The sequence below is a fragment of the Ponticoccus litoralis genome (assembly GCF_039769985.1).
Classification (GTDB): domain Bacteria; phylum Pseudomonadota; class Alphaproteobacteria; order Rhodobacterales; family Rhodobacteraceae; genus Ponticoccus; species Ponticoccus litoralis.
On the sequence record NZ_JBDNCH010000002.1, the window covers coordinates 1603206 to 1616256 of the forward strand.

At 68.8% G+C, this 13051-nt stretch carries 7 protein-coding genes and 2 pseudogenes; 8 read left to right on the forward strand and 1 reads right to left on the reverse strand.

The window, feature by feature from the left end; genetic code table 11:
• Nucleotides 1–5 precede the first annotated feature (5 nt).
• From ABFB10_RS09015 to ABFB10_RS09025, 3 genes are all read left to right on the forward strand, one after another.
• Entirely contained in the window at nt 6–701 is a 696-nt protein-coding gene (locus tag ABFB10_RS09015) for an ABC transporter ATP-binding protein (protein WP_347166258.1), read from the forward strand.
• Nucleotides 698–3313, forward strand: a complete 2616-nt coding sequence (locus ABFB10_RS09020; RefSeq protein ID WP_347166259.1) for an ABC transporter permease — start codon at nt 698–700, stop codon at nt 3311–3313. Before ABFB10_RS09015 ends, ABFB10_RS09020 begins: the two co-directional genes overlap by 4 nt.
• A gap of 123 nt (nt 3314–3436) precedes the next feature.
• Complete coding sequence (locus ABFB10_RS09025) at nt 3437–4210, forward strand: inositol monophosphatase family protein (RefSeq protein WP_347166260.1); 774 nt, start codon at nt 3437–3439, stop codon at nt 4208–4210.
• A 9-nt stretch (nt 4211–4219) separates the two neighbouring features.
• Here ABFB10_RS09025 and ABFB10_RS09030 read toward each other — a convergent pair whose 3' ends face one another.
• Nucleotides 4220–5152: a LysR family transcriptional regulator gene (locus tag ABFB10_RS09030; protein WP_347166261.1), complete on the reverse strand. Its 933-nt coding sequence runs from the start codon at nt 5150–5152 to the stop codon at nt 4220–4222.
• A gap of 160 nt (nt 5153–5312) precedes the next feature.
• On the opposite strand from ABFB10_RS09030, the pseudogene xdhA reads away from it, so the two are divergent.
• The 5 genes and pseudogenes from xdhA to guaD all read left to right on the forward strand — a co-directional run bounded on the left by xdhA (nt 5313) and on the right by guaD (nt 12993).
• Nucleotides 5313–6775 (forward strand): annotated as a pseudogene (xdhA, locus tag ABFB10_RS09035) (xanthine dehydrogenase small subunit).
• Nucleotides 6776–6788: 13 nt separating this feature from the next.
• Complete coding sequence (gene xdhB, locus ABFB10_RS09040; RefSeq protein WP_347166262.1) at nt 6789–9110, forward strand: xanthine dehydrogenase molybdopterin binding subunit; 2322 nt, start codon at nt 6789–6791, stop codon at nt 9108–9110.
• Nucleotides 9107–9967 carry a xanthine dehydrogenase accessory protein XdhC gene (gene xdhC / locus ABFB10_RS09045; RefSeq protein WP_347166263.1) on the forward strand — a complete coding sequence of 287 codons (861 nt, stop codon included), beginning with the start codon at nt 9107–9109 and terminating at the stop codon, nt 9965–9967. The genes xdhB and xdhC overlap by 4 nt, the downstream gene beginning before the upstream one ends.
• A gap of 39 nt (nt 9968–10006) precedes the next feature.
• Nucleotides 10007–11605: a xanthine/uracil/vitamin C permease gene (locus ABFB10_RS09050; protein ID WP_347166264.1), complete on the forward strand. Its 1599-nt coding sequence runs from the start codon at nt 10007–10009 to the stop codon at nt 11603–11605.
• Between the two features lie 79 nt (nt 11606–11684).
• Nucleotides 11685–12993 (forward strand): annotated as a pseudogene (gene guaD / locus ABFB10_RS24055) (guanine deaminase).
• Nucleotides 12994–13051: the final 58 nt, after the last annotated feature.

The following is a 13051-nucleotide window of genomic DNA, read 5'->3' on the forward strand; positions in this document are numbered from 1 at the left end:
TTTCCATGACCAAACCCGTGCTTTCGCTTTCAGATGTGACTTTGCGCCTGAAGGGCAATGCCGGGATGCTCGATATCCTGCACGGTATCGACCTCGATGTCCAAAAGGGCGAGACGATTGGCCTGATCGGCCCGTCCGGGTCCGGCAAGTCCTCGCTTCTGATGGTCATGGGCGGGCTCGAGCGGGCCACCAGCGGGCAGGTTCTGGCGCTGGGTCAGGACCTGACCGCGATGAACGAGGACGCGCTGGCGCGGTTCCGGCGCGATCACATGGGGGTGGTCTTCCAGTCCTTCCACCTGATCCCGACGATGACCGCGCTGGAAAACGTCGCCACCCCGCTGGAACTTGCCGGCCATCGCGACGCCTTCGACCGGGCGCGCGCCATGCTGGAGGGCGTCGGGCTGGCGGCGCGGGCCGATCACTATCCCTCGCAGATGTCGGGGGGCGAACAGCAGCGCGTGGCGCTGGCCCGCGCGCTGGCGCCGGAACCGGATATCCTGCTGGCAGATGAGCCGACCGGCAATCTGGACGGGGCCAACGGCGCCGCGATCATGGATCTGCTGCTGGGCCTGTCGGACCATCACGGGGCGACGCTGGTTCTGGTGACCCACGCGCCGGAACTGGCCGAGCGCTGCGACCGCGTGGTGCGGCTGCGCGACGGGCGCATCGACGGCGAGGCGGCCCGGCAGGCGGCGGAATGAGCGCCCGCATCGCCGCCCGCTTCGCGGCCCGCGAGCTGCGCGGCGGCCTGCGCGGCTTCCGCATCTTCCTGGCCTGCCTTGCGCTGGGGGTGGCGGCCATCGCCGGTGTCGGCTCTGTCCGCTCTGCCATTCAGGCCGGGCTGGAGGATCAGGGCGCCATCCTGCTGGGCGGCGACGCGCAGGCCGAATTCACCTACCGCTTTGCCACCCCGGACGAACGCGCCTGGCTCGGGACCATCGCAACCGGCGTTTCCGAGGTGACGGATTTCCGCTCCATGGCGGTGGTCGACGGGCCCGGGGGCACGGAACGCGGGCTGACGCAGGTGAAATCCGTCGATGCGGCCTATCCGCTGCTTGGCGAGATGGTGCTGGACCCGCCGATGCCGCTGGCGCAGGCGCTTCAGGGGCAGGGCGGCGTCATGGCGCCGGTGCTGGCGGACCGGCTGGGCCTTGTGCCGGGCGACAGCTTTCGCCTTGGCAGTCAGACCTTCACCCTTTCCGCCGTGATCCGGACCGAACCGGACGACGCCGGGGACGGCTTTGGCCTTGGCCCGCGCACCATCGTGCGCACCGAGGCGCTGGAGGGCTCCGGCCTGCTGGAACCGGGATCGCTGTTCGAGACCGAGTACCGCATGACCCTGCCCCCCGGCACCGACCTCGATGCCCTGCGCGCAGAGGCGCTGGCGCGCTACGAGGACACCGGCCTGCGGTGGCGAGACGCCCGCAACGGCGCCCCCGGCATCGCGCGCTTTGTCGAGCGGCTGGGCAGCTTCCTCGTGCTGGTCGGCCTGTCGGGGCTGGCGGTTGGCGGCATCGGCGTGTCCTCTGCCGTGCGCGCCTATCTTGGCCGCAAGACCTCTGTCATCGCCACGCTCAGGACGCTCGGGGCCACGCGGCGGGTGATCTTCCTGACCTATTTCTTCCAGATCGGCGTGCTCAGCCTTCTGGGCATCGCCATCGGCCTTGCGCTTGGCGCGGCGATCCCGATCCTGCTGGGACCGGTGATGAACGCCGCCCTGCCGGCGCCCGCGATCTTTGCGCTGCATCCCGCGCCGCTGGCAGAGGCCGCGCTCTATGGCGTGCTGACCGCGCTGCTGTTCACGCTCTGGCCGCTGGCCCGCGCCGAAGAGGTGCGTGCCGCGACCCTGTTCCGCGACGCGCTGGACGGCGCGCGCACGCTTCCGGCGGCGCGCTACATCGCCGCCACGCTTGCGCTGGCGGGGCTGCTGGTGGGCACCGCCATGCTGTTTTCGGGCGACCCCGATCTGACGCTCTGGACCGCCGGGGGCATCCTCGGGGCGCTGGCCGTCCTGACGCTGGCCGCATGGGGCATCCGCCTTGCCGCGCGCCGCTCGGTCCGGGCGGCGCGCGGGCGGCCCGTCCTGCGTTGGGCGCTGGGGGCCATCGGCGGGCCGGGCGAAAGCGCCGGGTCTGTGGTGCTGTCGCTGGGGCTTGGCCTCTCGGTGCTGGCCGCCATCGGCCAGATCGACGGCAACCTGCGCGGCGCCATCGCCCGCGACCTGCCCGAGGTCGCGCCGTCCTATTTCTTCGTCGATATCCAGCGGGACCAGATGCCCGGCTTCATGCAGCGTCTGGACAGCGATCCCGCCGTCAGCCGAGTCGACAGCGCACCCATGCTGCGCGGCATCATCACCCGCATCAACGGGCAACCGGCGACAGAGGTGGCGGGCGAACACTGGGTTCTGCGCGGCGACCGGGGCGTGACCTATGCCGCGCAGCCCGACGCCCGCACCACCGTCACGCGCGGCGCATGGTGGCCCGAGGATTACGACGGCCCGCCGCAGATCAGCTTTGCCGCCGAAGAGGGCGCAGAGATGGGGCTGGATCTGGGCGACGAGATCACCGTCAATATCCTCGGGCGCGACATCACCGCGACGATCACCTCGTTCCGCGCCGTGGATTTCTCGACCGCCGGGATCGGCTTTGTCATGACGATGAACCCCGCCGCCTTGCAGGCCGCGCCGCATACCTTCATCTCGACCGTCTACGCCGGGCCCGAGGCCGAAGCGCAGATCCTGCGCGACCTGGCCAACCAGTACCCCAATATCACCGCGATCCGCGTGCGCGACGCCATCGACCGCGTGTCCGGCCTGCTGGAAGGCATCGCGGGCGCCGTGCGCTGGGGCGCGGCGGCGACCCTGCTGACCGGCTTTCTCGTGCTGATCGGGGCCGCCGCCGCAGGCGAGGGCGCGCGCACCTACGAAAGCGCCGTGCTGAAGACGCTGGGCGCCAGCCGCGCCCGCATCCTGCGCAGCTTTGCCCTGCGCTCCGGCCTGCTGGGCGCCGCCGCAGGTCTGGTCGCCCTGGGCGCGGGCATCGCCGGCGGCTGGGCCATTGCCACCTTCATCATGGAGACCGGGTTCGAAATCATGTGGCCCTCGGCCCTTGCCATCGTGACCGGGGGTGTGCTTGCCACGCTGGCCGCCGGTCTGCTGTTCGCCTGGCGCCCTCTGGCCGCCCGCCCTGCCCGCATCCTGCGCGCGCGGAGTAGCCTTGAACCCGCGGTCCCGGGCTGGCAAGCCTTGCCCGACCGCAGCAACATGGAAGTCCGATGTCCGATTCCCTGCCGATGCCCATCACCGCCCCCCTGACCCCGTCGCAACGGGCACAGGTCATCAACCTCGTGCGCCGTGCCGCCGTGGCCGAGATCCTGCCGCGCTTCCGCAACCTCGGCAGCCACCAGATCGACGAGAAGAGCGGCCCGCAGGACCTCGGTGACAGAGGCGGACAAGGCCGCCGAGGCGATGATCACGCGCGGGCTTCAGATCATGTTCCCGCATGCGCTGATCGTCGGAGAGGAACATGCCTCGGACAATCCCGAGATCATCGACAAGATCGCCGATGCCGAGTTCTGCATCTCGATCGACCCGGTGGACGGCACCTGGAACTACGCGCATGGGCTGGCGGTCTTCGGGGTCATGGTCTCGATCATGCGCTTCGGCCAGCCGGTCTTCGGGATGCTCTACGACCCGATCCTGAACGACTTCGTCATCGCCGATGCGGAACGCGGCGCCGAACTGGTCATGCCGCGCGGCGTGCGCCGCAAGCTGGCGACCTCGAAGGGCGGCCCGGTGGAAGAGCTGAAGGGCTTCATGCCGCTGAACCTCATTCCCGCCGACAAGCAGGCGGCCTTTGCCGCCTCGATGCCGCGCTTTGACCGTTCGGCCATGCTGCGCTGTGCCTGCCACGAGGCGCGGATGGTCGCGCAGGGCCAGATGGATTTCCTGCTTTATGCCAAGCTGACGCCACGGGACCAGCCCGCCGGGGTTGTGGCGATCCGTCAGGCGGGCGGGCATGTGGCGATGCTGGACGGCTCTGACTATCGTGGCGACGCCAAGACCGGCTACCTGCTGGCCGCCTGCAATGTCGAGACCTGGGGCCGCATCCGCGACGCCCGGGATTTCCTTGTCGATGCCGCGCCCGAGAACACCGCGCCGCCCGAGAAGAACAGCTTTCCCGGCGAGGCCGCCGTCGACAGCGACGCCTGAGCCGGCTTGCTAGGCCTGAGGGGCCCCCGGGCCCTTCGGGCGGGCGAACAGCGGTTTGCTCTGCCGGGCGACATGTTCCACGAAGAGCCGGATCTTGGGGTCCTGCAACTTCTTGTGCGGGTAGAGACAGCCGAAGATGGTCGCCAGCGGCGGGGTTTCAGGCAGCACCTCGACCAGCCGGCCAGAGGCCAGATGCGCCGCCACGTCGAAGCGCGGCTTGTTGGCAATGCCGCGCCCGGCCAGCGCCCAGTCGGTCAGCACATCGCCATCGTCGGCGTCGTAACGGCCCCGCACCTCCAGCTTCTGCGGCCCCGAGGGGCTGCGCAGCATCCAGAAATACTCGGGCGAGCGCGGGTAGCGCAGCAGCAGGCAGTTGTGATCGGGGGCCAGCAGATCCTCCGGCGCCTGCGGCGTGCCGCAACGCGCCAGATAGTCCGGCGCGGCGCAAAGCACCCGGTCGCAATCGGCGATCTTGCGCAGCTTCATGGTGGAATCGCCCGGCTCTCCGACGAAGAAGGCGATATCCAGCCCGTCCGCCAGCAGGTCCACCTTGCGGTCCGAAAGGCGCATCCGCACCTCGGTTTCCGGGTAGGCATCCGAGAAGGCCGGGACCAGCGGCGCCACGATCCGGCGCCCGACACCCAGCGGCGCCAGCACCCGGATCGCCCCGCGCGGCACCTGTGAAAAGCTGGCCACCCGCGCCTCGGCATGGTCGATCGCGGTCAGGACGGCCTTGGCCTCGTCGTAGAAGACGCTGCCCGCCTCGGTCGGCGTCATCGAGCGCGTGGTTCGGTTGAACAGCCGCACGCCAAGGTGTTTCTCCAGCTCTTTCAGGCGCTTGCTGGCCACCGCCGGGGTCAGGCGCAGGTCGCGCCCGCCCGAGGTGATGCTGCCAAGCTCCAGCACCCGGACAAAGACGCGCAGGCTTTCGATATAGGACATGACGGCCTCCCCCGACGCCGCTCAGACTGCCCGGCAGCCACGCCTTTTTCAACAGTTCGTTGAAAGTCTTTGCCGTTAAGGGTGATTTTTCGACTCAATCGCGGGGCCTATGCTTCCGCCGTCCCCTTGGCCCTTGCCCTTGGGGCAACGGGAGGACGACATGACAGACCGCGACCACATCCGCTTTCTTCTCAACGTGTCGCGAGATCGCCGTGCCCGAGGTCGGCGCCGACCAGACGCTGCTGGATTTCCTGCGGCTCGACCGGCGCCTGACCGGCACCAAGGAGGGCTGCGCCGAGGGCGACTGCGGCGCCTGCACCGTGCTGGTGGGTCGCCTGACCGCTGCCGGGCTGCGCTACGACCCGGTCAATGCCTGCATCCGCTTCCTTGCCTCTCTGGATGGCTGCCACGTCGTCACGGTCGAACACCTCAGCGGCCCGGACGGGCGCCTGCACCCGGTGCAACAGGCCATGATCGACCACCACGGCAGCCAGTGCGGCTTTTGCACGCCGGGCTTCGTCATGTCGTTGTATGCACTCTGGATGCAAACGCCGGAACCGACCGAGCAGCAGGTCGAGACGGCGCTTCAGGGCAACCTCTGCCGCTGCACCGGCTACGCACCGATCATCCGCGCCGCCGTCGCCGTCAGCCGCTACGGCACCCCCGCCTCGGACCACCTGACAACGGAACGCGAGACCATGACCGCCCGCCTGTCGGCGCTGCGCGACGGGCGCCGTGTGGTCACCGGGCCGGAAGACAACCGCGCGATCCTGCCCGCCGATGTGGACGACCTTGCCGCCTGCCTGCTGGAACACCCGAAGGCGACCATCGTCGCGGGCGCCACGGATGTGGGTCTGTGGGTGACGAAGTTCCTGCGCCCCATCGGCCCCGCCATCTTCACCGGGCATCTGGACGCCCTGAAAACCGTGGCGCACCAAGGCGATGACCTGCATATCGGCGCCGGTGCCAGCTATACCGAGTGCCAGTCCCTGCTGTCGCGCCACCTGCCCCACCTCTCCGGCTATTGGGACCGGATCGCGGGCTGGCAGGTGCGCAACATGGGCACCGTCGGCGGCAATATCGCCAATGGCTCGCCCATCGGGGACACGCCGCCGGTGCTGATCGCCCTTGGCGCCCAGATCACCCTGCGGCGCGGCGACACCCGCCGGACCCTGCCGCTGGAGGCCTTCTTCATCGACTACGGCAAGCAGGACCGCGCCGCCGGAGAGTTCGTCGAAAGCATCCGCATCCCGCTGCCCGGGCCGCAGACCCGCAACGCCGCCTACAAGCTGTCGAAGCGCCGCGACGAGGACATCTCTTCGGTCGCGGTACGGGCTCTCCGTCACGGTCGAGGATGGCCGCATCACCGCCGCCCGCCTTGCCTTCGGCGGCATGGCGGCGACGCCGAAACGCGCCGCGGGGGCCGAGGCCGCGCTGATCGGCCAGCCGTGGGGTCGCGACGCCTTCGAGACGGCGGCAGAGGCGCTGGCGCAGGACTTCACCCCGCTCAGCGACTGGCGCGCCTCGTCCGCCTACCGGACGCTGGCCGCGCAGAACCTGCTGCGCCGCTTTTTCCTTGAACAGGACGGCGCGGCCACGCCCGTCCAGCTGGAAACCGCCTGAGGGAGGCCGAGAGATGAAAGACCTGACAACCATCACCGGCGCCGCGCATACAGATCGCATACATGACAGCGCCGCCAAGCATGTCACCGGGCGCGCCGATTACACCGACGACATCGCCCTGCCCGAGGGCGCGCTGCACGCCTATCTTGGCGTCTCCGACGTGACCCATGCGCGGATAAACAGCCTCGACCTCAGCGCGGTCCGTGCCGCGCCGGGCGTCGTCGGCGTGCTGACCGCCACCGACATTCCCGGCGTGAACGACATCAGCCCGACCCATCAGAACGACGAGCCGGTCTTTCCGACCGACCTGATCCAGTTCCACGGCCAGCCCCTGTTCGCCGTCGTGGCAGAGAGCCGCGACATCGCCCGCCGCGCCGCCCTGCTGGCGAAGATCGACGCCACGCCGCTGCCCCACGCGCTGGACCCCATCGCCGCGCAAGAGGCGGGCTATCCGCATGTCACCGCGCCGCTGACGCTGCAACGGGGGGATCTCGACGCCGGCATGGCCGCTGCCCGGAACCACCTGAAGGGCCGCATGACGGTCGGCGGGCAGGATCACATGTACCTCGAAGGCCAGATCGCCTGTGCCATCCCCGGAGAAGACGACGACGTGATCGTCTATTCCTCGACCCAGCACCCCAGCGAGGCGCAACATATGGTGGCGCAAGTGCTGGGCGTGCCGTCGAATGCGGTGGTGGTCAACGTGCGGCGCATGGGCGGCGGGTTCGGAGGCAAGGAAAGCCAGATGAACCTCTTTGCCGCCGTCGCCGCGCTGGCCGCGAAGAAATGGGGACGGGCCGTCAAGATCCGCCCCGACCGCGATCAGGACATGACCGCGACCGGCAAGCGCCATGACTTCGTGATCGACTACGAGGTCGGCTTTGACGACGCAGGGAGGATCGAGGCGGTGGGCGGCACTTTCGCCGCGCGCTGCGGCTTTTCGGCGGACCTGTCGGGCCCGGTGACCGACCGTGCGCTGTTCCACGCGGACAACGCCTACTTCTACCCGCATGTGCGCCTGTCCAGCCGCCCGATGAAGACGAACACCGTCTCGAACACCGCCTTCCGGGGCTTCGGCGGGCCGCAGGGCGTCATCGCCGCAGAGCGGATCATCGAGGAAATCGCCTATGCCACCGGGCAGGACCCGCTGGACGTGCGCAAGGCGAACTTCTACGGCGGCGCCGGTCGCGACCTGACGCCCTACCACCAGGAGGTCACGGACAATATCCTCGACCGCCTCGTGACCGAGCTGGAAGAAAGCGCCGACTATCGCCAGCGCCGCGCCGATATCCTTGCATACAACCTGCATTCACCGGTTCTGAAGAAGGGCATCGCCCTGACGCCGGTGAAATTCGGCATCTCCTTCACCGCGACCTGGTACAATCAGGCGGGCGCCTTGGTGCATGTCTACAACGACGGCTCGATCCACCTGAACCACGGCGGCACCGAGATGGGGCAGGGCCTGAACACCAAGGTCGCGCAGGTCGTGGCAGAGGCCTTCGAGGTCGATTTCGAGCGCATCAAGATCACCAAGACCACAACCGAAAAAGTGCCCAACACCTCGGCCACCGCCGCCTCTTCGGGGACCGACCTGAACGGCATGGCGGCGCTGAACGCGGTCGAACAGATCAAGGCGCGGCTGGTGGATTTTGCCGCCGGGCATTGGCAGGTCGCGCCCGAGGCGGTGCGCTTCGAGGCCAATCAGGTCCATATCGGCACCGAGGTCCTGAGTTTCGACGCCTTCATCAAGCAGGCCTACCTGGCCCGCGTGCAGCTGTCGGCGGCGGGTTTCTACAAGACACCCGATATCCACTGGGACCGTGACAAGGGGCAGGGCCGCCCGTTCTACTACTTCGCCTATGGCGCCTCTTGTTCCGAGGTCACCATCGACACGCTGACCGGCGAATACCGGGTCGATCGGACGGATCTTCTGCATGACGTGGGCCGCTCGCTGAACCCGGTGCTGGATCGCGGGCAGGTCGAGGGCGCCTTTATCCAGGGCATGGGCTGGCTGACCACCGAAGAGCTTTGGTGGGACGATGCCGGGCGCCTGCGCACACATGCGCCCTCGACCTACAAGATCCCGCTGGCCTCGGACCGGCCGCGCGTCTTCAACGTGAACCTCGCCGACTGGTCCGAGAACCGCGAGCTGACGATCAAGCGGTCCAAGGCCGTGGGCGAGCCGCCCTTCATGCTGGGCATCTCGGTCTTCGAGGCGCTGTCGATGGCGGTGGCCTCTGTCGCGGATTACCGCGAATGCCCGCGCCTTGACGCGCCCGCCACGCCGGAACGCGTGCTGATGGCGGTGGACCGCCTGCGCCGGGGCGCCGCATGACGCTGGCCCGGTTCCTCGACACCCAGGCGGCGGTGGTCCGCGTGGCCCTGACGCGGGTGCGCGGGTCGTCCCCGCGCGAGGCGGGAACCGAGATGTTCGTGGCCGCCGAGGCCCTGCACGGCACCATCGGCGGCGGGCAGCTGGAACACCGCGCCATCGACGCCGCGCGCAGGATGCTGCGCGACGGCGTGCTGTCAGAGGTGCTGGACCTGCCGCTTGGCCCCGAGATCGGCCAATGCTGCGGCGGTCGGGTGGAGATGCGCCTGAGACGGATGCGCAGCTCTGACAAGCGCGCGGCGCTGGACCGGGCAGAGCAGGAGGCAGCGGCGCTGCCGCATGTATACATCCCGGGTGCAGGGCATGTCGGGCGCGCGCTGGCGGATCTGTTGCAGCATATGCCGGTGTGCTGCATCCTTGTCGACCAGCGCGCCGCCGAGATCGCGCAAAGCACCGCCCGCGTGGAAACCCGCGTCTCGGCCATCCCCGAGATCGACATCGCCCAGGCGCCCTCCGGCAGTGCCTTTGTCGTGCTGACCCATGACCACGGGCTCGACTTCCTGCTGACCTCCGCCGCGCTGGAACGCGGGGATGCCGCCTATGTCGGGATGATCGGCTCTGCCACCAAGCGGGTGAAGCTGCGCAACTGGATGCGCGACCATTGCGCAGAGGTGCCCTTTGACCGGCTGACCTGTCCCATCGGCGCGCAGGGCAGCGCCGACAAGCGCCCCGCCGTCATCGCCGCCTTCGTCGTGGCCGAGGTCATGGGGCAACTGACCGCCAGCACCGCGCGGGTGACGGCCACGGCCATCGCCACCCGGAACCATCAACCAGACCGGAAGGGAGCCCTGATCCGCTGACGGACAGGAGATCCGGTCACACATAAGGGGGAGACCGCCATGAGCGGCATAAAATACGAATACACCCTGTTCTCGAAAGGGGACGGCAGCGCCTTCTGGGCGCTCTTTACCGACAACCTCGTGAACCTGCTGATCCTCTCGGGGATCTGCCAGTTCGTCTTTGGCATGCCCGCAGAGATCGTCTTCGACCGCATCGTGCCGGGCGCCGCCATCGCGATCCTCGCGGGCGTCGCCGTCTATACGCTGATGGCCGGGCGCACCGCCGAGCGGCTGGGCCGCGACGTGACCGCCCTACCATACGGCATCTCGACGCCGGTGATGTTCGTCTACCTCTTCGGCGTGATCGGCCCGATCTACTGGGCCACGCAGGACCCGCTGCTGGCCTGGCAGGTGGGCATCGGCGCGGGCTTCATGGGCGGTATCGTCGCCGCCATGGGCGCCATTGTCGGCCCCTGGCTGAAGCGGATCACCCCGCGCGCGGGCATGCTGGGCACGCTTTGCGGCATCGCGCTGATGTTCATCGGGGCCGTGCCGCTGTCGCAGATCTTCGAGCAGCCGGTGATCGGTTTCACCGCCCTGCTGTTCATCCTCTGGGGGCTGATCGGGCGCTTTCGCCTGCCCGGCAACCTGCCCGCGGGCCTTGTCGCGATCCTTGCGGGCACGGTGATCGCCGTGGTTCTGGGCCAGTCCACCTTCGACACATCGGGCACGGGATTCTACCCGCCGGTGCCCTACCTGGGCGACCTGATCGTGGGCATCCAGTACCTCTTTGCCAACCCCGAGCTGTTCCTCGTGCTGGTGCCGGTGCAGATCTACAACTTCATCGAGACCATGAACAACGTCGAAAGCGCCGAGGCAGCGGGCGACAGCTACCCGGTGGGCCTGTGCCAGGTCACCGACGGCGCGGGCACCATGCTGGGCGCGGTCTTCGGCTCGCCCTTCCCGACGACGGTCTACATCGGCCACCCGGCCTACAAGCGGCTGGACGCGCGGGCGGGTTATGTCATCGGCGTGGCGCTGGTGATCGGCGCGGCGGCCTTCCTTGGCTTCCTGTCCTTCCTCGCCGGGCTGATCCCCGTCGCGGCGGCGGCGCCGGTGCTGGTCTTCGTCTCTGTCAGCCTGATCACCAACACGGCCTGGGCGGTGAAGCCCGCGCATATGGCCGCCGTCAGCTTTGCCATCCTGCCGCATGTCTCGTCGCTGCTGGTGACGAAATGGGGCTCTCTGTTGAACGCGCTGCGCGCCGAGGGGGTCGAAGGCCTGCCCGCGCTGGGTGACGAAGGGCTGACCGCCGCGCTGCTGATGGAGGGGGCGCATTACGACGGCCACCTCGCGCTCAGCCAGGGCGCGATCCTGACCGGCCTGATCTGGGGCGCCATCGTCGCCGACGTGATCGACGGGCGGTTCCGCGCGGCGGGCGGCTTTGCGCTGGCGGCGGCCTTCATGTCCTCGGTCGGCATCATCCACGCCGCCGCGCTTCAGGCACCGCAGTTCGACGGGATCACCGTGGGCTACCTGATCATCGGCGGCTTCCTCTGGCTGTACCCGCTGGTCGCCCCGAAGGAGGATCTGGAACAGCGGATCATCGTGCCGGACGAACCCGACATGCTGGACGAGACCCCGCCGCAGCGGGCCTGAGACCCCCGGGGCGGCCAGCGCGCCGCCCCTTCCCCGACAAGGACACAAAACATGACCCAGACGCTGCTGCGCGTGCCGCCTGCTGAGCTTTCACCGCGACCCGCAAGGCCCCGATGACACCGAGGCCTATAGCTACATCGAGGACGCTGGCCTGCTGATGCGGGACGGGCTGATCGCCGCCCGAGGCACCTTTGCCGAGGTCCGGGCGCAGGCGCCCCAAGCCCCGGTGACGGACCACCGCCCGCACCTGATGATGGCGGGCTTCATCGACACGCATATCCATTTTCCGCAGGTGCAGGTCATCTCCTCCTGGGGCGCACAGCTGCTGGACTGGCTGAACGGCTACACCTTTCCCGAGGAAACGCGCTTTGCCGATCCCGCCCATGCCGCGCGCATGGCGCAGGCCTTCCTCGACCTGCTGACAGCCCATGGCACGACCACCGCCGTCAGCTTCTGCTCTGTCCATGCCGCCAGCGCCGAGGCGCTCTTTGCCGAGGCCACGCGCCGCGACATGCGGATGCTGGCGGGCAAGGTGATGATGGACCGCAACGCCCCCGACGGGCTGCGCGATACGGCCCAAGGCGGCTATGACGACAGCAAGGCGCTGATCGTACCGCTGGCACGGCAAGGGGCGCAACGGCTATGTGATCACGCCGCGCTTCGCCATCACCTCGACGCCGGAACAGCTGGCCATGGCGGGTGCGCTGGCCGCCGAGCACCCGGAGTGTCACGTCCAGACGCATCTGTCCGAGAACCGTGCCGAGATCGCCTATACCGCCGAACTCTACCCCGAGGCGCGCGATTACCTCGACGTCTACGAGGGCTTTGGCCTGCTGGGGCCGAAGACGCTGCTGGGTCATGCCATCCACCTGACCCCGCGCGAGATCGACGCGCTGGCAGAGACCGGGGCGCATCCGGTGTTTTGCCCGACCTCGAATCTGTTCCTTGGAAGCGGGCTGTTCGATGCGCCGGGCCTTGGCGCGCGCGGCATCACCAGCGGCATCGCCACCGATGTGGGTGCCGGGACCAGCTATTCCATGCTTCAGACCCTGAACGAGGGCTACAAGGTGCTGCAATTGCAGGGCCACGCGCTGCACCCGCTGAACGCCTTCCACTGGGCGACGCGCGGCAATGCCTGCGTGTTGGGGCTTCAGGATCGCATCGGCACGCTGGACGCGGGCACCGAGGCGGATGTCGTGGTGCTGGACAGCCGCGCGACCCCGGCCATGGCGCTGCGGTGCGAACGCGCCGCGACGCTGGCCGAGGAACTCTTTGTCCTGCAGGTGATGGGCGACGACCGGGCCATCGTCGAAACCTACGTTGCCGGGACGCCGCGCAAGGCTGCATCGCGCCCGCTTACGCAGCAAAGGGCCGCCGAACCGGCCTAGCACGCGGGCGATTGTCTTCCTTTCCTTGAAACGCCTTTCGGAATTTGGGCATGACCGG

Excerpts from the sequence above, each read along its gene's own strand:
- ABFB10_RS09015 (WP_347166258.1), top strand. The coding sequence starts at position 6 with ATGACCAAACCCGTGCTTTCGCTTTCAGATGTGACTTTGCGCCTGAAG.
- ABFB10_RS09020 (WP_347166259.1), top strand. The coding sequence starts at position 698 with ATGAGCGCCCGCATCGCCGCCCGCTTCGCGGCCCGCGAGCTGCGCGGC.
- ABFB10_RS09030 (WP_347166261.1), bottom strand. The coding sequence starts at position 5,152 with ATGTCCTATATCGAAAGCCTGCGCGTCTTTGTCCGGGTGCTGGAGCTT.
- xdhB (WP_347166262.1), top strand. The coding sequence starts at position 6,789 with ATGAAAGACCTGACAACCATCACCGGCGCCGCGCATACAGATCGCATA.
- xdhC (WP_347166263.1), top strand. The coding sequence starts at position 9,107 with ATGACGCTGGCCCGGTTCCTCGACACCCAGGCGGCGGTGGTCCGCGTG.
- ABFB10_RS09050 (WP_347166264.1), top strand. The coding sequence starts at position 10,007 with ATGAGCGGCATAAAATACGAATACACCCTGTTCTCGAAAGGGGACGGC.